Origin of the sequence: Thioalkalivibrio sp. ALJ7, from assembly GCF_000376865.1 — a bacterium.
Lineage (GTDB): Bacteria > Pseudomonadota > Gammaproteobacteria > Ectothiorhodospirales > Ectothiorhodospiraceae > Thioalkalivibrio.
This window is the reverse complement of sequence record NZ_AQXQ01000011.1, coordinates 275,798-297,025: the sequence shown is the minus strand read 5'-3', so window position 1 is coordinate 297,025 and position 21,228 is coordinate 275,798. Positions and strand designations below refer to the sequence as shown.

The window sequence follows — 21,228 nt, the reverse complement described above, 5'->3', positions numbered from 1 at the left end:
AAATGCCTCTCAAAACCACGCACAAGAAAAGCTCCCACACGACTTCATCGACCCCCAAGGCAGCGGATTCGCCGATCTTCCAGGCGATCGAGAAGCTCCAGGGTGAGCGTCCCTGGGGCAGTTTTCTGGATGCCGGGACCGGGCGGAAATCGATCGAGTGGATATGTGGCCTGGACACCGAGCGCTGGACGGCCGTAACCGCCTCCAATCAGATGGCGACGACCGTGAAGAAGGCAGCGGGCACGGCCCGTCGCCGCCAGGACCGCATCATGGTCGGCAACTGGATGTCGGAGCAGCTGTTGTTTGGTGAACGCTTCGATACCGTCCTGCTCGACTACTTCATCGGCGCGATCGAAGGCTTCGCCCCCTACTGGCAGGACCGAGCCCTGCACCGGTTATGGCCCCACGTGGGCGACCGACTGTACCTGGTGGGCGTCGAACCCTACGTTCTGGTGGAACCGAAAGATACGGCCGGCGCGCTCGTGAGGGAGATCGGACGCCTGCGTGACGCTTGCCTGCTGATTGCCGGCAATCGGCCCTATCGCGAATATCCATCATCCTGGATCATGCGTCAGCTTGGAATCGCAGGATTCCGGGTTCTGGATGTCCGCTATTTTCCCATCCACTATCGCGAACGGTTCGTCAACGGCCAGCTCGACCTGTGCCTGCGGCAACTGCCGCATTTCAGCGACGAGGGTCTGGCCAAGGCCATGCACCACAAGATCGAGGCACTGCGTGAACGCGCCCTGCCTTTGGCCCGTAGCCAGGAGGGGCTGAAACACGGTGCAGACTACCTGATCGTGGCCGAACCGATGGCCGACCGGCATCGCGGCATGCCCGACGCGGCAGGCACCCCGCAGTCAGTGCCGTCCGGGCCGTAGCACGGGTCCCGCCGTCTATCCTCGGGTCTGGCGCAACGTGTCGCGCGCCGTAGCGACGAAATCCAGTATGTGAGGACGCTCCCGGTCTGCGCGGCGCATCGTGATGGCCAGGTTGCTCCACAGGCCGTCGTGACCAAGCCGGACACGACGGGTCGCGACAGGCTCACTCTCTCCCCCGTTGAGCCCCGCCTCCAGCTCGGGCAGGGCCCAATCCGGCAAAACCGCCACACCACGGCGGCTCGCTACCAGTTGCAGCAGCATCGCACTAACCTCGGCCGTCCGGCGCGGAACCGTCACCCCGGCCGGGTGCAGAAAGCGCCGATAGATATCCAGGCGCTCCTCGCTGACCGGATAAGTAATCAGGGTCTCACCGCGCAGATCCTCGGGCTCCAGGCAGGCGCGTTCAGCCAGCGGGTGGCCAGCCGGCACCACCAGCAGGTTCTCGTACTCCATCAAGTGCACCGACTCGAGCTCAGGGTCATCCACAGGGTCCACCGCAACGGCCGCATCCACATCGCCGTTGCGCAGGGCGTCCAGTGCCGTGAATCCATGGCTAAGAGTAAGATCCAGCTCCACCTCCGGCCAGTGCCGTCGAAAGGCACCTACCGCCGGCATCAGCCACTGAAAGCAGCTGTGGCACTCCAGCACCAGAAACAGTCGGCCACGTCCGCCGTCGCGGATTTGCACGACATCACGCTGCGCGGCGGTGACCTCGGGCAACACCCAGTCAGCCGCCTGCAGTAGCCGTTCTCCGGCAGCCGATAACCGCACCGGACGCGTTCGGCGTTCGAAGAGGGTCACACCTAGTCGTTCTTCAAGCTGGCGCAGCTGATGCGACAGTGCCGACTGAGTTACGCAAAGGCTATCAGCCGCGGCAGTCACACTCCCCAACCGCACGATCTCGCAAACCGCCCGCAGATGCCGGAGCTCGAGTACTCCCGACAGATCATGAGTGGAGTTCATGGTTCCCGTGAATAAATATCGTTTTACTCATGAATCAAGCATGACGAGACTGGACGCTGTGTTCAACCCGGAGTCTATAGATCCATGATCACCACCCATAATCTTGGCTTTCCCCGCATTGGCGCCCGTCGCGAGCTGAAGACGGCTCTTGAGCGCTACTGGAGCGGCAACATCAGCCGCGATCAACTGGAAACCTCGGGCCGCGAGTTACGGCAGCGTCATTGGGCCTGGCAACGCGAAGCTGGCATCCAACAGGTCCCGGTCGGCGACTTCAGTTTCTACGACCACGTGCTGGACATGATGCTGACGCTGAGCGTTCTGCCGGAGCGCTTTCATGCCGCAGCGGCCGAGCACCCGCTGGACCTAGCTTTCTACATGGCTCGCGGTCGTTCCCACAACGATGCCTTGCCCGATGTGCCGGCGCTGGAGATGACCAAGTGGTTCGATACCAACTACCACTACCTGGTCCCGGAGCTGACCCTCGAGCAAACCTTTGCGGCCATTCCGGACAGACTACGAACGGAGATCCGGGAGGCGCGCGAGATGGGTCTGCAGCCCAAGCCTGTCCTGCTGGGGCCGGTCAGCTTTCTGTACCTGGCGAAGATGAAGGATGACGGGGAGCCACTGGAACTACTTGACCGGCTCGTCCCGGCCTATCAGGAACTCCTGGAGTGGATCAGCGCAGAGCGGGTTTCTTGGGTTCAGATCGACGAGCCCATCCTCACACTGGATCTGCCCGTCGAGTGGCAGTCGGCGCTAAGGGCGGCTTACGACCGTCTCCACCGCGGCGGGCCACGCCTCTTGCTCACGACCTATTTCGGTGGCCTTGGCAGCCAGCGCGACCTGGCACTGGAACTACCGGTAGCGGGGCTCCACGTGGATGCCGTGCGCGGCGCGATGGAGGTTTCGACCCTGGTGGCCCGGCTGCCGCAGGACAAGATTCTGTCGTTGGGAATCATCGACGGACGCAACATATGGGCCACCAATCTGGAGGCCGGCCTGGACACTCTGGAGCCCGCCGTCAGCAGCCTCGGCAATTCTCGCCTGTGGCTCGCGCCCTCCTGCTCGTTGCTGCACGTGCCCGTTGACGTGGAACAGGAAACTGGCATGGACACGGAGGTACGCGGCTGGCTGGCCTTTGCGCGCCAGAAACTGGCGGAGCTGGCGATCCTCCAGCGCGGCTTGACCGAGGGACGCGCGGCCGTCGCCAAAGAGCTGGAACACAGTCGGCGCGTGCACAGCAGCCGCCAGAACGCCGTCCGTACTTGCATTCCGCAGGTTCGGGAACGGGTGGCGGGACTGTCCCCGGATGACGCCCGCCGTGCCCTGGCCTATGAACAGCGCGCACCGTTGCAACAACGCTCACTCGACCTCCCACTATTCCCGACCACCAGCATCGGTTCGTTCCCACAAACGCAGACCATTCGCCGGGTGCGCCGTGACTACCGCCGGGGTGAGCTAACCCAGGATGATTACCTGCGCACCATGCGCCAGGAGATTGCTCGCGTAATCCGCTTCCAGGAAGACATCGGCATGGACGTGCTGGTGCACGGCGAGCCCGAACGCAACGACATGGTGGAGTATTTCGGCGAGCAACTCGACGGGTATGCCTTTACCCGGCACGGCTGGGTTCAGAGCTACGGATCGCGCTGCGTGAAACCCCCCATCATCTACGGCGATGTGCAGCGGCCCAGTCCGATGACCGTCGACTGGACACGTTACGCCCAGTCCCTCACAAGCAAGCCGGTCAAGGCCATGCTCACGGGGCCGGTGACCATGCTGCAATGGGCCTTCGAGCGCGATGACCAGTCACGCGAGGCCACTGCCCTGCAGATCGCCCTGGCGCTGCGCGACGAGATCGCCGACCTCGAGGCCGCTGGCATTGGCGTGATCCAGGTCGACGAACCCGCGTTCCGGGAGGGCCTGCCGCTGCGTCGAGGCGAATGGAATCACTACCTGGAATGGGCTGCGCGCGCCTTTCGCGTCGCCACCTCCGGTGTAGCCGACGTGACTCAGATCCACACCCACATGTGCTACTCGGAGTTCAACGACATCATCGAGGCCATCGCATCCCTGGATGCCGATGTCATCACCATCGAGACCGCCCGCTCGGACATGGAACTGCTGGATGCCTTCGAGCGATCCATCTACCCCAACGAGATCGGGCCGGGTGTCTATGACATCCACTCTCCGCGCCTCCCCACGGTACAGGAGATGGTGACCCTTCTGGAAAAGGCAGCACGCGGGATCCCGGTCGAGCGGCTGTGGGTCAATCCCGACTGCGGACTCAAGACCCGCAGCTGGGACGAGGTCCGTCCAGCGCTGGAGGCAATGGTTGAGGCCGCGCGCGCCATGCGTGACCAACACCCCACAACCGAGAAGAAGTCACAGGCCAAGGCTTGACATGTAAATGCACGTGCGTATGATTCGCATTTAGATACGCAGCCCGGACAGCTGTGTGTCGCCAAGACGAAAGGTGACTTCCCGCCTTTGGTCTCTCCAACCTCCGTTAACATTGCCGCCGGATTGCACATCCGGCGGCTTTTTTATGCATACCCGGTCCCAACAGGCATCCAGGGTACGAACCGGACTCGCGGCTTCAGCGATTACCGGACGGCCAACGCGCGATGCGCGCGACGGCGTCGTGTGCATGCAGGCTCTCGCGGTGGCGGACCTGGATGCGATAGCCAGGGGCGGAGTACTCTGGGCGCAGGGCGCTGTCCAGGCGCCGTACGGCATCTTCGCAGAACATTAAATTGCGGCCGTTGGCGAGGGCGAAGGCCTTCTCGTCCACGCGCTTTACCGCCGTTTGCAGGGCGGTGCCCAGCGCCTGTTCCACGCGATCAATCAGATCGGGCAGGGGCAGCGTTGAGACCAGCGGTTCCAGACCGACCGTGACGGTTGCCTCGCTGCGCTGGCTGTGGGGCGTCGCGACGATCCCCTCGGCCCGGCCCAGCCATTCGCGCACGGTTGCCGCATCCACGGCCGCTCGCGTGAAGTCACGGTCGAACTGCTCCTGGATCGCCTGCCGCGCCAGGGCGGCGGAGCACGGACAGGTGGAGGAATAGCCCACCTGAACCTCCAGCTCCAGAGACACCGCCCCGGACTCGCTGCGCGCAGCGATCCGGAACGGGTAGCGCTTCCAGCCCGCGGCGGCACTGACCAGGGCCGGCCGTTCCAGCGGCAGCTCCCCGGCCAGACGGACCTCGGCCACGCTGGACAGGCCATCGTGCGAAGCCAGAAACGCTTCGAGCACGCCCCACAGCCGCGCAACGTCCAGCTCGCGGGACTCCAGCTGTCGCAGGGCCCCGTAGAGCCGTGACATATGGATACCGCGCGCGCCCGCGTCGTCGAGACTCACTCCCGCGCTAACCCGGGCGATCACTGGCTGGCCGGTCAGATACAGCGGAAGGGTGATGTCTTCCATACCCACCCAGTCGAGCGCGGAGGCGTGCGTAGCAGCCGACGCGGCAATATCCGGTAGCGGATCGGTCGCGGAGGTTTCCGTATCCGGCGAGGCCGGAGACACACAGGTAGAGGACATAAGACACCTTTTTGCAGGCGGGTCGACCCCATCACAGGACGGTGGCCGATCCGTGTTGTCGGGGCGCAATCGAAACGTTATGGTATAACATCCTGATCGCAACCGACGGAACCCCATGACCCGCGACGAACTGCTGGCCATGCCTGTCGCGGCCTACATGAACGAGGCCCAGCTCGCGTACTTCCGCGAGCGCCTGCTCGAAATGCGCGACGAGATCCTGGCTGACATGGAGGGCGCCCGGGACGGATTGCGCGACAACGAACGCACCCCGGACGAGCTTGACCGCGCGGCAATGGAGGAGTCGCGCCTCCTGTCGATGCGGGTGCAGGAGCGCGAAGGCCGCCTGCTGCGAAAGATCGATGCGGCCCTGCATCGCATCGAAACCGGCGATTACGGCTACTGCGAGGTGAGCGGCGAACCGATCGGTCTGCCCCGCCTGCTGGCACGCCCGACGGCGACCCTGTGCATCGAGGTCAAGGAACGCCAGGAAAAGACCGAACACGTCTACAGCCGATAGCCCCGAACACTGTCCGCAACCGAACATCAGGAGGCACCATGAAACGTCTGCCCGTTACCGTCCTTTCCGGCTTTCTCGGAGCCGGCAAGACCACCCTGCTGAACAATATCCTGCACAATCAGGCAGGCCTGCGCGTCGCCGTGATCGTCAACGACATGAGCGAGGTGAATATCGATAGCGCCATGATCCGTGGCGGTCAGGATGCGGTTACCCGCACCGACGCCCGCATGGTCGAGATGACCAACGGCTGTATCTGCTGCACGTTGCGCGACGACCTGCTGGTCGAGGTTCGCCGTCTCGCCGAATCCGGCCGGTATGATTATCTCGTGATCGAGTCCACCGGCATTTCCGAACCCATGCCGGTGGCCGCGACCTTTGCCTTCCGCGACGAGGATGGCCAGTGCCTGGACGACGTGGCGCGTCTGGACACAATGGTGACGGTCGTGGACGCCGGCGCGCTGTTGCAGGATTACGCCTCCAGCGACTTCCTGGGCGAGCGCGGCGAGTCCCTGGGTGAAGACGACGAACGTACGGTGGTCGACCTGCTGGTGGACCAGATCGAGTTCGCGGACGTAATCATTCTCAACAAGATGGACCGCGCCTCGGCGGATCAGGTGGATACCGTGCGCGGTGTGGTGCGCGCCCTTAACCGCGAAGCCAAGGTCATCGAGACCACCCACGGCAAGGTATCGCCGCAGCAACTGCTGGGCACCGGGCGTTTTGATTTCGACCGCGCCTCCCAGGCCGCAGGCTGGGCTCAAGAGATGATGGGCGGCCATACGCCGGAGACCGAGGAGTACGGCATCTCCAGTATCGTCTACCGCGTCAACCGGCCGTTCCATCCCGCGCGATTCTTCAACCTTCTGCATGAGGAATGGCCGGGCGTCATTCGCAGCAAGGGCTGGTTCTGGCTGGCCTCGCGGTCGGACTGGGCCGGCACCCTGTCGCAGGCCGGGGGCGCCCTCACCCACCACGCCGCTGGTTTCTGGTGGGCGGCGGTTCCACCAGAAAAACGTCCAATTGACGAGGACTGGTGGGAGACCGCTATTGCGCCGGTGTGGGACGAACGGTTCGGCGACCGTCGCCAGGAGATCGTGTTGATCGGTATCCGAATGGATGCCGACACCATGCTCCAGCGCCTGGATGCCTGCCTGTTGACCGATGACGAAATGGCGCAAGGGCCCGAGCACTGGGCAGCCTATGACGACCCGTTTCCCGTCTGGCGTCTCGGACAGGACCCCGAAGGAGAAGAACCAATAGATAACGAGGCCCAGGTGGTGCAACCCGCATGACATCCGCTGGAACGGCGCAACCGGATACCCGTCGCAATCCCAGCCGTCATCGTTTTGTCGACCGTGCAAGGGAATTCAAAGGGATTCATCGGAACGACGTGAATGCCCTGATCTGGCGTCGCGAGCTCGACCCGGCCCTGGCATCACAGGCTGAGCAGATGGCTGCACACCAACAAGGCATGGTGCTGGATGTGTGTTGCAGGCCGGATCAGACGCGCAGCCGCCTGCTTGATGCAAGCGGCCTGCGTCCCTTCGAGCTTCATTACCTGGCCTACGACATGGAGCAGCTAGCCCACAACTTCGCTGTCGTCGCACAGACGGTCAGCGTGCGGGTCCAGCTCGAGGTCCTGAACCACCAGCCGTGCCCCCTGTTCCATGTCGACAACAACGTGCTCCGCATGATTTGCAGCTACACCGGCCCGGGCACCGAATATGCCGACGACCGCTACGTCCGCCGTGAGCGGTTGCGTTCCGGTGACAATCCGGGCGTCCTGGGTGGCCAATCGCCCATTACCGCTCAAACGGGCGAGGTCATATTGATGAAGGGCGAACGCTGCCCCACTGCCCACGGACAAGGCGCGGTCCATCGCTCGCCCCCCATTGCGGAAGGCCATACCCGCCTCCTGCTGCGCCTCGACTGTCCTTGAGCCAGTGCGTCTCGACACCCCCTTTGTGGCCGAATTGTGAGTCCGTGACGTGCATCTCGTTCTACCATCGTTCCGACCCTTGCAATGATGAATCGTAATGCGTATGATTCTCACTTAGACATGCAGCCCGGACAGTTGTATGTCGCCTGACGAAAGGCGAGCTTCTACTGCCTTTGGTCTCTCCAACCTCCGTTAGCATTGCCGCCTGACCCTCGTCAGGCGGCTTTTTTGATGGCCATCGCCAGAGATTCGCCCAACCCCTTCACAAAGCTCAGCACAGTGGCCAAAAACTAGTGGCTGTCGCTTGACACCATTACCGCCTCACTGGAATATATGCGAATGATTCTTGTTTGCAGTAAAGGAGCCCGGGATGTTCAAACTCGATGCATGGCTGGAACGCCGCGATCCCATGCTGCGGATCGTGGACGAGGATTCGGACCGCACCGTTGCCGAATGGCAAGGCGAGGCATTGCAGGAACTACTCGAGTCCGGGGTTCTGTCACCCGGCGAATGCCAAGCCCCGCGGTCACGGGATACGGTCCACGAGCTCATCCGCGAGCTGATCCTGGAATCCTGCCTGGGTGGCATTACCGTACAGCGCCGGAGCGTCCCGTCCGACACCTCGCCGCCGCGAACGAACCACCGACGTGAATCCACACATGCCGAGGACTACACGCCCTCCGCGCACGGTCGGCCACGACAGTTGGCCTGCCCGGCCGCCCGCGAGGCACGCAGTCACAAGCCTGGTAACCGAGTCCCCGCAGTTGCCAGAGGACGGGTCCTGCACGTAGCGTTTCGCAGATGCACGCCCCCAGACTGACGCGATGAATCGCGCCGAACGCATCTTCCACCTGCACCGCCTGCTCCAGGGGCGCCAGGCCCCGTCACTGGCGCGACTGATGGAGCGACTGGAGGTCTCCCGCGCCACCATCAAGCGGGACATCGAGTACATGCGGGACTTTATGCAGGCGCCCATCGAATACGACCCGCATGCCAACGGCTATCACTACGCGGCCGATGCCCCGGCCTTCGAGCTGCCCGGGCTGTGGTTCAACGAATCCGAGTTGCTGGCCCTGCTGACCATGGAACAGCTGCTGGAGGATGTACAGCCTGGGCTGCTGTCCCCGATGATGGGTCCACTGAAACAACGCATCCGCGAGGCTTTGGAAAGCGGTGGCCACGCCCACACCGAGTTGCGCCGCCGCATCCGGATCCAGCCACTGGCCCAGCGCGCCGGCCCGGCCGAGACGTTCCAGGACATCGCCGAGGCCACCCTGAACGCCCACCCGGTCATGATCGAGTATCACGGCCGTGCGCGGAACGCCGCCACCCATCGCACCGTGCACCCACAGCGTCTGCTGCACTACCGCGACAACTGGTACCTGATCGCATGGTGCGAAACCGCGAACGACCTGCGGACCTTCGCCCTGGAACGCATTCGCGACTGTCAGCGCGTCGCTGGGCCACTCCGCGAGGTCGACGCGGCGAGCCTGGACCAGCACACCGACGCCGCCTTCGGGATCTTCACCGGCCCGGCCACCGAATGGGCCGAGCTGCGCTTCACCGCCGAACACGCCCGCTGGGTCGCCGACGAGACCTGGCACCCCGACCAAATCGGACGCCATGAGGGCTCGGCCTACCACCTGCAGGTGCCGTACTCCGATCCCACCGAACTGATTCAGGAGATCCTGCGCCATGGCGAGGGTGTGGAGGTGATCGGGCCGCCCGCGTTACGCGAGCGCGTGGCCACGGCCCTGCGCGCCGCCGCACAGCAATACGAAGGGAGCAGCCCAGCGTGATGCTGGCCGCCGTGCTGGGCAGATGGCTCGAGTGGCTGCGCCCGGCCCCGACGCAAGGCACCCTCGAAACCATCTGGGTCGCCGAAACCGCCGGGGCTCCGATGAGCAACCGCCACCAGACCCACGTGGACAATGCGGGTCTGGAGGGGGATCGATACGCTCTCGGACGCGGCCACTGGCACCCGGTCGAGTCCTGCCCGGTCACGCTGATCTGCCGCGCCGAGCTCGACCGCGCCGCGCGGAGCGCCCGGCGCCTGCGCGAGCCCGCCGCGATCACACCGGGCGAACACCGGCGCAACCTCGTCATCACCGGACTGCGGCGCAGCCCCCACGAAGGCGTGCTGGTGATCGGCCAGGTCCGCTTCGCCATCCTCCGGCCGCGCCCGCCCTGTGGCTGGCTCAATCAGGTCGTAGGCTACAACCTCGCCCGCGCACTGGGCCGCGACAGCGGCATCTGCCTGCGTACCCTCGAATCCGGCATCCTCCAAGTCGGGGACCCGGTCCGCTGGGAACCCACTTCGACGGCAACCGCCTCGAAACAATAAAACCGGGGGTGGCTCAACCTGTGAGCCACCCCCGGTGCTAAAACGGTCGCAACCTCAATCAAAGGAGCGCGACCATGCAACCGACTCGCCCGCGCAGCCAGGCCCGCCGCACCCCCGTCCTGCGGGGCTACTACGCCCAACGTGGCGCCTACAACGCCACGGCCACCACCGAAGAGCTGCTACAAACGATCCCGCTCGCGGGCTACCGCCACCACGCCGCTCCGAAGCTGTGGGAAGCCCTCAAGCGTGGGCAGGCCCTGACCCTGCGCCGCGAACGCCTGAACCCGCACGACTCGAAGGCCGTGGCAATCGACTGGATCGACCACCAGCTCGGCTACCTCCCGCGCGAGAGCAACCAGCTCGCCGCCGACCTGCTGGACCGCGACGAACCCCTGATCGCCCGTATCCTAGAAAAGCGCGACCACGCCGACCGCCACAACCGCCTGGAACTCGCCCTCTACCGCGCACGACACTAAGCGGGGGTATCAGCCGACCCAGATCGTCTTTGCGTTGACGAATTCGCGGATGCCCAGTTCGGAGAGTTCGCGGCCGTAGCCGGAATCCTTCACGCCACCAAAAGGCAGGCGCGGGTCGCTCTTGACGATGCCGTTGACGAAGGCACAGCCGCATTCCAGTCGTCGGGCCAGGGCCTCGCCGCGTACCGGATCACCGGTCCAGACGCTGCCACCCAGGCCAAAGCGCGAACGGTTGGCAAGTGCAATGGCCTGGTCGGCGTCCCGCGCTCGGGTGACCGCCGCCACTGGCCCGAAGGTCTCCTCGTCGAAGGCGGCCATGCCGGGTTCGACGTGGTCCAGCAAGGTGGGCGGATAGAAAGCGCCGGCACGATCCAGCGGCTGGCCTCCAATCACGCAGGTGGCACCGGCATCCACGCTGCGCCGCACCTGGTCATGCAACTCGTCACGCAAGTCGTCACGCGCCAATGGTCCGATGTTGGTCTGCTCCATCATCGGATCGCCAATCACCAGGGCCTCGATGGCCTTCCGGAAGCGCTCGACAAACGCATCGGCCACCGACCCTTCCACGATAAAGCGCTTGGCGGCAATGCAGGTCTCTCCGTTGTTCTGGAATCGTCCGCGCACGGCCTGCTCCACCGTGTAATCAAGATCGGCATCCGCCAGCACCACAAAGGCATCCGAACCGCCGAGCTCCAGCACCGAAGACTTCAGCGCCTTGCCTGCAGCGGCGCCTACCGCGCGGCCCGCACCTTCTGAGCCGGTCAGGCTCACACCCTGAACCCGCGGGTCGGCGATGATCCCGGCCACCGCATCGGACCCGACCGGCAGATTCTGAAACACGCCCTCGGGAAAGCCGGCCTCGGCAAACACGCGCTCCAGATGCGCGGCGCAACCAGGGACATTGGAGGCGTGCTTGAGCAACACGGCGTTGCCCGCCAGGGTCGCCGGGATCGCCTGGCGAAAGGCCTGCCAGTAGGGAAAATTCCAGGGCATCACCAGGAGCACGGTACCCAGCGGCTGCCAGGCGATGAAGGAACGCGAGGCATCCGAGGCGATCATCGTGTCCTGCAGGAAATCCGGCCCGTGGTCGGCGTAGTACTCGCAGGCGTTCGCGCATTTGTCGACCTCGGCCCGGGCCTCGGCCAGGCGCTTGCCCATCTCCTGGGTTGCGGTGGTGGCCAGCGCCTCGCGGGCCGCGCGCAGCACCCCGGCCAGGTCACGCAGCCGGGCGGCACGCTCGGCCACTGGTCGCGCGCCCCAGTCCGGCGCGGCGCTGGCGGAACGTGCCAATGCCGCCTCCAGACACGCTTCATCCATGCGCGGATAGCGTGCCAGGACCTCACCAGAGGCGGGATTGATTGCGGTCAGTTCGGTCATATTGGCGCCTCGCGCGTCAGGTCCCCGTTTAGGGGCTTGTTTGAACAATGCGGGTCAGCCGAGTATAAGACGACCCGCACTCGCTTTCGGAAGGACCTTGCCACCATGTCGATCGATTCGATTCGCAATGTCTGCCTGCTCGGCGGCACTGGCTTTGTTGGTCACCACATCATCCGCCGTCTGATTGACCGCGGCCTCAAGGTACGCGTTCTCACGCGCCGTCCGCATCGTCACCGTGATCTCCTGGTCAACCCGGAGGTCGATCTGATCGAGGGCAGCGCCCACGATCCCGCCACGCTGGAACACGTGTTCGCGGGTCAGGATGCGGTCATCAACCTGGTCGGCATCCTGAACGAACGCGGCCGCAACGGCGCTGGCTTCCGCGCCGCGCACGTCGAGCTAACCGAAAAGGCCCTGAACGCCGCAGAATCGCAGGGCATCCGCCGCTTCCTGCAGATGAGCGCGCTGAAGGCCGACATGGACGACGCCCCCAGCCACTACCTGCGCACCAAGGGCGAGGCCGAGCATGCCGTCTTCGCTCGCGACTCCATGGCCGTCACCGTGTTTCGCCCATCGGTGATCTTCGGGCCGGAAGACTCCTTCCTGAACCGTTTCGCCACGTTGTTGCGCTTCTCGCCGATGATGCCGCTGGCCCGCGCACAGGCACGCTTCGCCCCAGTCTTCGTCGGCGACGTAGCCGAACACTTCGTCGAGGCCCTGGAGGATCACGACACCTTCGGCCAGGGCTATGAGCTGTGCGGCCCGAAGACCTATACCCTCGACGAACTGGTCCGCTACGTCGGCCGCGTCTCCGGCCATCGCCGTCCGGTGATCGGTCTGCCGGACTGGGCCGGCAAGCTACAGGCAAGCATGCTGGAATTCGTGCCCGGCAAACCCCTGTCACGCGACAACTTCGCCTCGCTGACCATCGACTCGGTCTGCGACGGTGAGCAGCAACTGCCCTGCCCCACCCGGCTCGAATCCATCGCCCCCAGCTACCTGGGCGGAGGCGGCGCCGGCCGGGAGGCGCGCATGCAGGTGCTGCGAACCCTCAACCGCGGATCAGGCCGCGGCTGACCGGCCTCGCGAATCGGCAGCCGCGATGCAGACCTATCTCGTCGGCGGCGCGGTTCGCGACCGCCTGCTGGAGCGCCCGTTCTCGGAGCGCGACTACGTCGTCGTCGGCAGCACGCCGGAGGCGATGGAGGCCGCGGGGTTTCGCCCGGTCGGCCGTGACTTCCCGGTCTTCCTGCATCCCGAGACCCACGAGGAGTACGCGCTCGCGCGCACCGAGCGTAAGACCGCACGCGGCTACCACGGCTTCCAGTTCAACGCCTCGCCCGAGGTCACGCTGGAAGACGACCTCGAACGCCGCGACCTCACCATCAACGCGATGGCCGAGGATCATGACGGCACCCTGATTGATCCCTATGGCGGCCAGGCCGACCTTGAGGCCCGCCAGCTAAGACACGTCTCGCCCGCCTTCGCCGAGGACCCGGTGCGCCTGCTTCGTGTCGCACGGTTTGCCGCGCAGCTTGCCCCTTGGGGCTTCGAGATAGCCGACGACACCCGCACCCTGATGCGCGAGCTCGTCACCTCCGGCGAGGTCGACGCACTGGTGCCCGAGCGGGTATGGGCAGAATGCGAGAAGGCCCTGAAGAGCCCGGCCCCACGCCGCTTCCTGGAGGTGTTGCGCGAGGCCGGGGCGCTCGCTGTCCTGTTCCCGGAGATCGAGCGCCTGTTCGGCGTCCCCCAGCCCGCGCGCTACCACCCGGAGATCGACACCGGCGTGCACACACTGATGGTCCTGGACCAGGCCACTCGTCTGTCCGACACGCCCGAGGTCCGTTTCGCCGCGCTGGTGCATGACCTCGGCAAGGGCACGACCGATCCGGACATCCTGCCCAGCCACCACGGGCACGAGGAACGTGGGGTGGACCTGATCCGCGCCCTGGCCGAGCGCCTGCGTATCCCCAACCGCTACCGCGACCTTGCGGTGCGCGTGGCGCGCTACCACGGCTTGGTCCACCGGGTGTTCGAACTGCGCCCGAAGACGGTGATGAAGCTGGTCGACGGCCTCGACGTTCTGCGCCGGCCAGAGAACGTGGAGCCGTTCCTGTTCGCAGTGGAAGCCGATTTCCGGGGTCGTACCGGATGGGAGGACAAGCCCTACCCCCAGGCCGATGCCGTGCGTACCGCCGTGGCTGCGGCTCAAGGTGTACAGCCACAAGCGCTGATCGCCGAGGGATACAAGGGCAAGGCGCTGGGCGAGGCCCTGCGGCGCGAACGCATCCAGGCGATCGCCAACGCCCTGGGCGAGCACCCCGACGCGTAGGAGGCCAGCCCTCTGGCCGATGGGGTGCTGGAGTGGCCAATCGGCCAGAGGGCTGGCCTCCTACAACGCTTACTTGCCTGTGCCGGCGTGCGGACGTAATCTTGCGCGGCTATTGATGGTATACGAGGAAACCACGATGGATTTCGCCAAGGCCCGGATCAACATGGTCGAGCAGCAGGTCCGCCCCTGGGACGTGCTGGATACGCGCGTGCTGGACGCGATGGAGACACTCCCGCGCGAGCGCTTCATGCCCGACCCCTACCAGGCGCTAGCGTATGCCGATTCCGAGATCCCGCTGGGGCACGGCGAGAACACCCTGTCACCCGTGGTCATCGGCCGCCTGCTGCAAGCGGTGTCGCCGCAACCCACCGAGACCGTACTGGAAATCGGCACCGGATCCGGTTACGTCACGGCCTGCCTCGCCCACCTGGCCGCCCACGTCGACAGCGCCGAGCGCATCGACGAATTTCGCCTGGCCGCGCGCAATCGGCTGACGGATCTGGGCATCGAAAACGCGCATCTGCGCACCGCCACCGTGACCCCCGACTGGGCCCCGCCGCGTCCGCGCTATGACGCGATCATTCTCACCGGCGGGATGACCGAGTACGACGACTTCCTCGAACCCTATTTGACCCTCGGCGGTCGACTGTTCGTCATTACCGGCGACGGCCCGATCATGGAGGCCCAGCTCATCACCCGCACCACCGAGGACGACTGCCTCCACGAAGGCCTGTTCGAGACCCGGGTGAAGCCGCTGGCCGGCTTCGAAGCGAAGCCCGCGTTCGAGTTCTGAGCCCACTAAGTACGCCCCGGCACCTGGCACCTCCCAGGCACCCCATGCCGATGCACGCTCTGATAGGATAGGCTTTTCCTTATATCCTTCCGGAGTTGCGTCTCATGAACCGTCTGCCGTCGTTATTCGCCGCCGCCGGGCTAGCCTTACTGGTCTCCTCTCCGGCCGCCGCCTCCAGCCTGATGGAGGTGTACGAGCGCGCCGCAGCGGAAGACGCTGAATTACGCACCGCCGAGGCAGAGTACCGCAGCATTCTCGAGAATCGCCCGATCGCCCGCTCCGCGTTGCTGCCCCAGCTCACCGGGCAGGCCGAGGCGGGCGCTTTCTACCGCGACGACCGGAATGCGCCGTCGGGCGTCAGCAGCAGCACCGATGGCCGTCAGACCAGCTTCGGTATCAATCTGGCCCAGAGCATCTATGACCGCCGCAACTACATTGAACTGGCACAGGTCGATCTCGAGATCGCCCGCGCCGAGGCCGAGCTGGATGCCGCACGCCAGGACCTGATCCTGCGCGTTTCCCAGGCCTACTTCGATGTATTGATCGCGCAGGAGACCCTGGCCTTCCGAGAAGCCGAACTCGAAGCCATCGGCCGCCAGCTGGAACAGACCCAACGCCGTTTCGATGTGGGTCTGGTCGCGCGCACCGACGTCACCGAGGCACAAGCCCAACGCGATCTCGCCGAGGCCGAGCGCATCGCCGCCGAGAACCAGCTGGACCTCACCCGCGAACAGCTCGCAGTCATCACCAACACCTACTGGGACGAACTCGACATCCTGCGCGACGACGCCGAGCTGACCCCGCCGGACCCAGCTGACCCTCAGGCGTGGGTAGACATCGCCCTCGCCAACAACCTAGAACTGGCCGCTCAACGCCTCGGCACCGAGACGGCCCGCGAACAGATTCAGCGCCAGCGTGCCGAGGGCCTGCCGCGTCTGAACCTGAACGCGTCGGTAAGCGAGAACCGCTTTCACGGGGTCGACATTCCTCCGGGTGGTACCGCCGCATTCTTCGAAGGCACCGACGCCCAGGTCGGCGTGCAACTGGAGATCCCGCTTTACACCGGCGGCCGAGTGAGTGGTCTGACGCGTCAGGCGCGAGAGGACTTCCAGGCAGCCCAGGAAGGTCAATCGCTGGTCGAGCGCCGCACCACCCAGGACACCCGCAGCGCCTACCTGTCGGTGATCTCCAACAGCTCGCGCGTACGGGCGCTGGAGCAGGCCTTGGCGTCCACCCAGTCCGCATTCGAAGCCGCCGAGGCGGGGTTCGAGGTCGGCACTCGCACCCAGGTCGATGTCCTGCTGGCCCTGCGCGAGGTGTTCCGCGCCGAACGCGATTATGCCGAGGCCCGCTACGGCTTCCTCAGCGAATCGCTGCGCCTGCAGCGCGCCGCCGGTCGCCTGAGCGTGGCCGACATCGAGGCCATCAACGACCTGCTGGAGTGATGGAACGGCCTGCATCCAATTTGGGAGACCGCTGCGACCGTGCCCGCTCGCGCCTGGTCCTGATCGACCTGCAGGAGCGTCTACTGGCCGCCATGCCAGACGCCGCGCGCGTCGAGGTCGAGCGCAACACCGCACGCCTGATCGAAGCCGCGCGCCAGCTGGATATTCCGATCGAGATCTCGCGGCAGTACCCGAAAGGCCTGGGCGACCTCACCACCCGCCTGCAGCAGGCACTGCAAGGGCACGGGACGGTCACCGACAAGACCGCCTTCTCCTGCTGCGCCGAAACAGAGTTGAACGCCCGCCTGACAACCGGCGACCAGATCATCCTCACCGGTGCCGAGGCACACATCTGCGTCACCCAGACGACGCTGGAGCTTCTGGAGGCGGGGGTCACGGTGTTCGTGGTGGAGGATGGGGTCTGTTCGCGCGACGCCGGGCGCAAACGCAACGGGCTGGAACGCCTGCGCGCCGCTGGGGCTATCATTACCAACCACGAATCGGTGCTGTTCGAGTGGCTGCGCGACGCGGCCGATCCTCAGTTCCGCGAACTGAGCCAGTTGATCCGCTAATCACGAACCGGGAGACACGCAGGGATGCGCATGCTTGGAAATATTCTGCGAGGGAAACACTGATCCATGTACACGCTCGCGTTGGCACCCCAGGTTTCCCGAGACAAGGCGCGGTGCGCAGCCGGTAGTGGTTCTACCGGCAAGGGCCGCAACGCAGGATCGGGGAACCTGGGGTGCCAACCCCGAAGGGGCTCGGCCGCTTTTGAGCGCGCACGGCGTTGCGGCTCCCTTGTGCAGAATGACTGCACGGCAATCACCGCGCCTTGTTCGCACACAAAAGCGACTCGAGCGCGAGCGTGTACATGGATCAGTGTTTCCCTAGGCGCCTGGCTGATCTTGTTCGGCCTGCGCGGTCTGCTGGGGCTACAGTTCCAGTACGACCATTACGTCATCAGTGGGCTGGCGGTCATCGCCGGTATCCTGTTCATCCTGCGTCGCTAATCGATTATCTATGCGCCTGACACCCGACGAATATCGCCACCAGGATCATCGCCGCATCACCCTGCTGGGGATGTCCGGTGTCGGCAAGACGCGCCTGTCGAACATGCTGCGGCGCGAAGACTGGTTCCACTACTCGGGGGACTATCGCATCGGCACGCGCTATCTGAGCGAACCGATTCTGGACAACATCAAGGCCCAAGCAATGGCCGTGCCATTCCTGCGCGACCTGCTGCGCTCGGACTCGATCCAGATCATCAACAACATCACGGTGGACAACCTGCACCCGGTGGCGAGCTTCCTGGGCAAGCTGGGCAATCCGGAACAGGGTGGCCTGCCGCTGACCGAATTCAAGCGCCGCCAGAACCTGCACCACGAGGCCGAAGTGCAGGCGATGCTCGACGTGCCGGACTTCATCCACAAGTCACAGACGCTGTTTGGCTATCCGCATTTCGTCAATGACGCCGGCGGCTCGGTCTGCGAACTCGACAGCCCCGGGGTACTGGAGGCGCTCGCCGAGCACACGCTGATCCTGTACATCAAGGCGACCGATGAGGACGAGCGCCAGTTGATCGAACGCGCCGAACGCGACCCCAAGCCGCTGTACTATCGCGAGTCCTTCCTCGACCAGCAGCTCGCCGAGTACATGCGCGACGAGGGCCTCGACTATGTCGCCCAGATCGACCCGGACGCCTTTGTGCGCTGGGTCTTCTCGCGCCTGTTCCGCGCCCGTCTGCCCCGCTACGAGGCCATCGCCGAGGCCCACGGCTACACCATCAGCACCACCGAGCTGGCACGTGTGCGTAACGCGGCCGACTTCGATGACCTGGTCTGCATGGCCCTGGAACGGGAGGCACGCCTCTAATGCCACTCGTCGCCTACTCCGATCTGCCCACCTTTGCCCGGCTGAAGAGCGAGGGCGAGACCGTCCTGCCCAGCGACTTCGCGCAGCAGCAGGAGATCCGCGCGCTACATATCGGCCTGCTGAACATGATGCCGGATGCCGCCCTGGCGGCCACCGAGCGTCAGTTCTTCCGCCTGATCGGAGAGAGCAACCAGATCGCGCAGTTCTACATCCACCCCTTCACCCTGCCCCAGCTCAAGCGCGGGCCGAAGGGACGTGATCACGTCAAGCAGTATTACGAGGATTTCGAGGACCTGAAGAAGGAAGGCCTCGACGCGCTGATCATTACCGGCGCCAATGTGACCCAACCGGACCTGGCCCTGGAGCCGTTCTGGGAGCCCCTGGCCGAGGTCGTGGACTGGGCCTGGGACAATGTGACTTCAACGCTTTGCTCCTGCCTGGCCACCCACGCGGTACTGCAGGCCCGTTATGGCGAACACCGCGTGCACATGGGCGAAAAGCTATGGGGCGTGTTCCCGCACCGGGTCGTCGACCGCGGACATCCGCTGGTAACCGGGGTCAACACCCGCTTCGATGTCCCTCACTCGCGTTACAACGATGTCTCTCGCGAACAGTTCGAGCGCCACGGCCTGCGCGTGCTGGTGGAAAGCGAACAATCCGGCATCCACCTGGGGGCGTCCCCGGATGGTTTTCGCATGGTCTTCTTCCAGGGTCACCCGGAGTACGACTCGATCAGCCTACTCAAGGAGTACAAGCGCGAGGTCGTGCGCTATATCCAGGGCGAACGCGACACCTACCCGCCGCTGCCGGCGAACTACCTGCTACCCCAGGCGGCCGCGATCCTCGACGAGCACCGCGAACAAGTCGAGGCCGCGCTGGAACACTGCACCGAGATCCCGGCACTGCCCGAGGCGCTGCTGCTGGACCGCCTCGACAACACTTGGCACGACACCGCACTGGCAGTGATGAACAACTGGCTGGGCGCGGTCTACCAGCTCACCAACCTCGACCGCCGCAAGCAGTTTCGCGACAGCGTCGACCCGAGCGACCCGCTGGCCGGGCGCCGGTAGCGCGTCGCGCCCGCACCCGCCCCAGTCATTGCGAGGTGCCGCAGGCACCGTGGCAATCTACCTTCCGGAACCACCCGGCCCCAACGCCCTGCAAGCGTTTGGAGGTTGCTGCGGCGCCTCGCAATGACTGGGCAACGCAACGGAAAGACCTCATGACCGAAAACGACCCGGACAAGCTGCCGCGCCCGATGATCTCCCTGTACGAGACGATCGCCGGGGACGAGGATGCACGCGTCTGCAAGGACATCCCCGAAAACGCCTGCCGCGCCCAGCCGACCAACTTCTTCGTCCACCTGGTCTCCAATACCCTGAGCAAGATCGGCGACGAGCTCGCCTCGGCCCGCCTCGTGCTCGCCTGGCTGCTGGGCGCACTTGGCGCACCGGCCGCCTTCGCCGGCTTCCTGGTCCCGATCCGGGAGTCCGGCTCCCTGCTGCCGCAACTGTTCGTCGCCGCATCGATTCGTCGCCGGGCGATCCGCAAGGGATTCTGGGTCCTTGGCAGCCTACTGTCCGGCCTGGCCGTCGCCGGTATGGCCGTGGTCGCGCTGACGCTGGAGGGCACGGCCGCCGGATGGGCGATCCTCGGGCTCCTGATCGTCTTCGCGCTCTCGCGCGGGATCAACTCAGTCGCCTCCAAGGACGTCCTGGGCAAAACAATCGCCAAACATCAGCGCGGAACGGCAATGGGGTACGCCGCCTCCCTGGCCGGGTTTTTTACCCTGGGGTTGGGCGTGTACCTGACCCTCGCGAACCTGGAAGAGGCCGGCATCGGTGTGTTCGTCGCATTGCTGGCCGCATCGGCCGGGGCCTGGTGGGTGGCGGCGGCGACCTTCACCCGCCTGCGTGAGGATCCGGGTGCCACCGAGGGCGGCGGCAACGCGGTGACCGAAGCGATCCGCTCCATGCGTCTGCTTTGGTCCGACCGCGCGTTTGGCCACTTTGTGCTGACCCGAGCGCTATTGATGAGTACCGCGCTCGCCCTGCCGTTCTATGTCCTGCTCGCCGAGGATGCCACCGCGGGTGACCTCGGCACTCTGGGACTCTTGATTCTTGCGAGCGGCCTCGCCTCGGCGGTCAGCGCACCGATTTGGGGACGCTTTTCCGACCGCTCGGCTCGCTGGGTGTTGATCCTTTCCGGTTTGCTAGCGGCGGGCCTGGGCATCGCCGTGGCGCTCAGTGTTTGGTTCGCACCGATCGGCACCGAGCACGCCCTGGTGCCGGGAGGCTGGGTCTTCGCTGCATTATTCTTCCTGCTGGGCGTGAGTCATGCCGGCGTGCGCCTTGGGCGCAAGACGTACCTGGTCGACATGGCGACCCAGGAGACCCGCGCCGCCTTCACCGCGGTCAGCAATACGGTGATTGGCGCCCTCCTCCTCGTGGGCGGCCTGTTCGGCCTGCTGGCCCAGCTGGCTGGCACCGAGTTCGCGATCTTCGTCCTCGCGCTGATGAGCCTGGCCGGCGCCGCTAGCGCCTGGCTCATGGGCGAGACCTGACACCTTCTCGCGTCCTCGCCGCCAGCGAGGCAGGCTTTGCGATCTCGGTCTTGCGTGCCTCCGGCCGACCGCCTGCCTTGTTGTGGCTGGCCCTGGTTCGTCCTCGGGTGTTTACGGTGCCTCCGGTCCGCATACTGCCGAGCGCTGACTCGCCAGCGCGCCCCGAGTGACTTCTT

The 21,228-nt window shown here is 65.2% G+C and carries 20 protein-coding genes; 17 read left to right on the top strand and 3 right to left on the bottom strand.

Features of this window, described 5'->3' with window-relative positions; translation table 11 throughout:
* The first annotated feature begins 2 nt into the window (after positions 1-2).
* Positions 3-881 carry a hypothetical protein gene (locus D002_RS0107680; RefSeq protein WP_018141333.1) on the top strand — a complete coding sequence of 293 codons (879 nt, stop codon included), beginning with the start codon at positions 3-5 and terminating at the stop codon, positions 879-881.
* A gap of 15 nt (positions 882-896) precedes the next feature.
* Here D002_RS0107680 and D002_RS0107675 read toward each other — a convergent pair whose 3' ends face one another.
* Entirely contained in the window at positions 897-1,844 is a 948-nt protein-coding gene (locus D002_RS0107675; protein WP_081610837.1) for a LysR family transcriptional regulator, read from the bottom strand.
* Between the two features lie 84 nt (positions 1,845-1,928).
* Between D002_RS0107675 and metE the strand changes: the two genes are divergently transcribed.
* Entirely contained in the window at positions 1,929-4,247 is a 2,319-nt protein-coding gene (metE, locus tag D002_RS0107670) for a 5-methyltetrahydropteroyltriglutamate--homocysteine S-methyltransferase (RefSeq protein ID WP_018141331.1), read from the top strand.
* A 196-nt stretch (positions 4,248-4,443) separates the two neighbouring features.
* Here metE and folE2 read toward each other — a convergent pair whose 3' ends face one another.
* The gene (gene folE2 / locus D002_RS0107665; protein WP_081610836.1) at positions 4,444-5,388 is read right to left on the bottom strand and encodes a GTP cyclohydrolase FolE2; all 945 of its coding nucleotides are present in this window, start codon (positions 5,386-5,388) and stop codon (positions 4,444-4,446) included.
* A 115-nt stretch (positions 5,389-5,503) separates the two neighbouring features.
* Here folE2 and dksA point away from each other — a divergent pair, with 115 nt between their 5' ends.
* The 7 genes from dksA to D002_RS0107630 all read left to right on the top strand — a co-directional run bounded on the left by dksA (position 5,504) and on the right by D002_RS0107630 (position 10,664).
* Positions 5,504-5,905, top strand: a complete 402-nt coding sequence (dksA, locus tag D002_RS0107660; protein WP_018141329.1) for an RNA polymerase-binding protein DksA — start codon at positions 5,504-5,506, stop codon at positions 5,903-5,905.
* A gap of 38 nt (positions 5,906-5,943) precedes the next feature.
* Entirely contained in the window at positions 5,944-7,197 is a 1,254-nt protein-coding gene (gene zigA / locus D002_RS0107655) for a zinc metallochaperone GTPase ZigA (RefSeq protein ID WP_018141328.1), read from the top strand.
* Positions 7,194-7,844 (top strand): DUF1826 domain-containing protein, encoded by a 651-nt coding sequence (locus tag D002_RS0107650; RefSeq protein ID WP_018141327.1) that lies wholly within the window; start codon positions 7,194-7,196, stop codon positions 7,842-7,844. Before zigA ends, D002_RS0107650 begins: the two co-directional genes overlap by 4 nt.
* Positions 7,845-8,214: 370 nt before the next feature.
* Positions 8,215-8,664 (top strand): hypothetical protein, encoded by a 450-nt coding sequence (locus D002_RS0107645; protein WP_018141326.1) that lies wholly within the window; start codon positions 8,215-8,217, stop codon positions 8,662-8,664.
* A 4-nt stretch (positions 8,665-8,668) separates the two neighbouring features.
* The gene (locus D002_RS0107640; protein WP_018141325.1) at positions 8,669-9,643 is read left to right on the top strand and encodes a YafY family protein; all 975 of its coding nucleotides are present in this window, start codon (positions 8,669-8,671) and stop codon (positions 9,641-9,643) included.
* A gap of 11 nt (positions 9,644-9,654) precedes the next feature.
* Positions 9,655-10,188 (top strand): MOSC domain-containing protein, encoded by a 534-nt coding sequence (locus tag D002_RS0107635; RefSeq protein ID WP_026181592.1) that lies wholly within the window; start codon positions 9,655-9,657, stop codon positions 10,186-10,188.
* 74 nt (positions 10,189-10,262) lie between these two features.
* Complete coding sequence (locus D002_RS0107630; protein WP_018141323.1) at positions 10,263-10,664, top strand: HIRAN domain-containing protein; 402 nt, start codon at positions 10,263-10,265, stop codon at positions 10,662-10,664.
* Between the two features lie 9 nt (positions 10,665-10,673).
* Here D002_RS0107630 and D002_RS0107625 read toward each other — a convergent pair whose 3' ends face one another.
* The gene (locus D002_RS0107625; RefSeq protein ID WP_018141322.1) at positions 10,674-12,041 is read right to left on the bottom strand and encodes an NAD-dependent succinate-semialdehyde dehydrogenase; all 1,368 of its coding nucleotides are present in this window, start codon (positions 12,039-12,041) and stop codon (positions 10,674-10,676) included.
* 105 nt (positions 12,042-12,146) lie between these two features.
* On the opposite strand from D002_RS0107625, the gene D002_RS0107620 reads away from it, so the two are divergent.
* From D002_RS0107620 to D002_RS0107580, 8 genes are all read left to right on the top strand, one after another.
* Complete coding sequence (locus D002_RS0107620; protein ID WP_018141321.1) at positions 12,147-13,118, top strand: complex I NDUFA9 subunit family protein; 972 nt, start codon at positions 12,147-12,149, stop codon at positions 13,116-13,118.
* A gap of 25 nt (positions 13,119-13,143) precedes the next feature.
* Complete coding sequence (locus D002_RS0107615) at positions 13,144-14,376, top strand: multifunctional CCA addition/repair protein (protein ID WP_018141320.1); 1,233 nt, start codon at positions 13,144-13,146, stop codon at positions 14,374-14,376.
* A gap of 136 nt (positions 14,377-14,512) precedes the next feature.
* A complete protein-coding gene (locus tag D002_RS0107610) occupies positions 14,513-15,169 on the top strand; it encodes a protein-L-isoaspartate O-methyltransferase (RefSeq protein WP_018141319.1) in 657 nt (218 codons plus the stop codon).
* Between the two features lie 104 nt (positions 15,170-15,273).
* Positions 15,274-16,614 (top strand): TolC family outer membrane protein, encoded by a 1,341-nt coding sequence (locus D002_RS0107605; RefSeq protein ID WP_018141318.1) that lies wholly within the window; start codon positions 15,274-15,276, stop codon positions 16,612-16,614.
* Entirely contained in the window at positions 16,614-17,186 is a 573-nt protein-coding gene (locus D002_RS0107600) for an isochorismatase family protein (protein ID WP_018141317.1), read from the top strand. Before D002_RS0107605 ends, D002_RS0107600 begins: the two co-directional genes overlap by 1 nt.
* 451 nt (positions 17,187-17,637) lie before the next feature.
* The gene (locus D002_RS0107590; RefSeq protein ID WP_018141315.1) at positions 17,638-18,489 is read left to right on the top strand and encodes a hypothetical protein; all 852 of its coding nucleotides are present in this window, start codon (positions 17,638-17,640) and stop codon (positions 18,487-18,489) included.
* Complete coding sequence (locus tag D002_RS0107585; protein ID WP_018141314.1) at positions 18,489-19,559, top strand: homoserine O-succinyltransferase; 1,071 nt, start codon at positions 18,489-18,491, stop codon at positions 19,557-19,559. The genes D002_RS0107590 and D002_RS0107585 overlap by 1 nt, the downstream gene beginning before the upstream one ends.
* A gap of 152 nt (positions 19,560-19,711) precedes the next feature.
* Positions 19,712-21,052 carry an MFS transporter gene (locus D002_RS0107580; RefSeq protein WP_018141313.1) on the top strand — a complete coding sequence of 447 codons (1,341 nt, stop codon included), beginning with the start codon at positions 19,712-19,714 and terminating at the stop codon, positions 21,050-21,052.
* Positions 21,053-21,228: the final 176 nt, after the last annotated feature.

Excerpts from the sequence above, each read along its gene's own strand:
- D002_RS0107620 (WP_018141321.1), top strand. The coding sequence starts at position 12,147 with ATGTCGATCGATTCGATTCGCAATGTCTGCCTGCTCGGCGGCACTGGC.
- D002_RS0107590 (WP_018141315.1), top strand. The coding sequence starts at position 17,638 with ATGCGCCTGACACCCGACGAATATCGCCACCAGGATCATCGCCGCATC.
- D002_RS0107640 (WP_018141325.1), top strand. The coding sequence starts at position 8,669 with ATGAATCGCGCCGAACGCATCTTCCACCTGCACCGCCTGCTCCAGGGG.
- D002_RS0107615 (WP_018141320.1), top strand. The coding sequence starts at position 13,144 with ATGCAGACCTATCTCGTCGGCGGCGCGGTTCGCGACCGCCTGCTGGAG.
- D002_RS0107650 (WP_018141327.1), top strand. The coding sequence starts at position 7,194 with ATGACATCCGCTGGAACGGCGCAACCGGATACCCGTCGCAATCCCAGC.
- zigA (WP_018141328.1), top strand. The coding sequence starts at position 5,944 with ATGAAACGTCTGCCCGTTACCGTCCTTTCCGGCTTTCTCGGAGCCGGC.
- D002_RS0107645 (WP_018141326.1), top strand. The coding sequence starts at position 8,215 with ATGTTCAAACTCGATGCATGGCTGGAACGCCGCGATCCCATGCTGCGG.
- D002_RS0107630 (WP_018141323.1), top strand. The coding sequence starts at position 10,263 with ATGCAACCGACTCGCCCGCGCAGCCAGGCCCGCCGCACCCCCGTCCTG.
- folE2 (WP_081610836.1), bottom strand. The coding sequence starts at position 5,388 with ATGTCCTCTACCTGTGTGTCTCCGGCCTCGCCGGATACGGAAACCTCC.
- D002_RS0107585 (WP_018141314.1), top strand. The coding sequence starts at position 18,489 with ATGCCACTCGTCGCCTACTCCGATCTGCCCACCTTTGCCCGGCTGAAG.
- metE (WP_018141331.1), top strand. The coding sequence starts at position 1,929 with ATGATCACCACCCATAATCTTGGCTTTCCCCGCATTGGCGCCCGTCGC.
- D002_RS0107680 (WP_018141333.1), top strand. The coding sequence starts at position 3 with ATGCCTCTCAAAACCACGCACAAGAAAAGCTCCCACACGACTTCATCG.
- D002_RS0107580 (WP_018141313.1), top strand. The coding sequence starts at position 19,712 with ATGACCGAAAACGACCCGGACAAGCTGCCGCGCCCGATGATCTCCCTG.
- D002_RS0107675 (WP_081610837.1), bottom strand. The coding sequence starts at position 1,844 with ATGAACTCCACTCATGATCTGTCGGGAGTACTCGAGCTCCGGCATCTG.
- D002_RS0107605 (WP_018141318.1), top strand. The coding sequence starts at position 15,274 with ATGAACCGTCTGCCGTCGTTATTCGCCGCCGCCGGGCTAGCCTTACTG.
- D002_RS0107625 (WP_018141322.1), bottom strand. The coding sequence starts at position 12,041 with ATGACCGAACTGACCGCAATCAATCCCGCCTCTGGTGAGGTCCTGGCA.
- D002_RS0107600 (WP_018141317.1), top strand. The coding sequence starts at position 16,614 with ATGGAACGGCCTGCATCCAATTTGGGAGACCGCTGCGACCGTGCCCGC.
- dksA (WP_018141329.1), top strand. The coding sequence starts at position 5,504 with ATGACCCGCGACGAACTGCTGGCCATGCCTGTCGCGGCCTACATGAAC.
- D002_RS0107610 (WP_018141319.1), top strand. The coding sequence starts at position 14,513 with ATGGATTTCGCCAAGGCCCGGATCAACATGGTCGAGCAGCAGGTCCGC.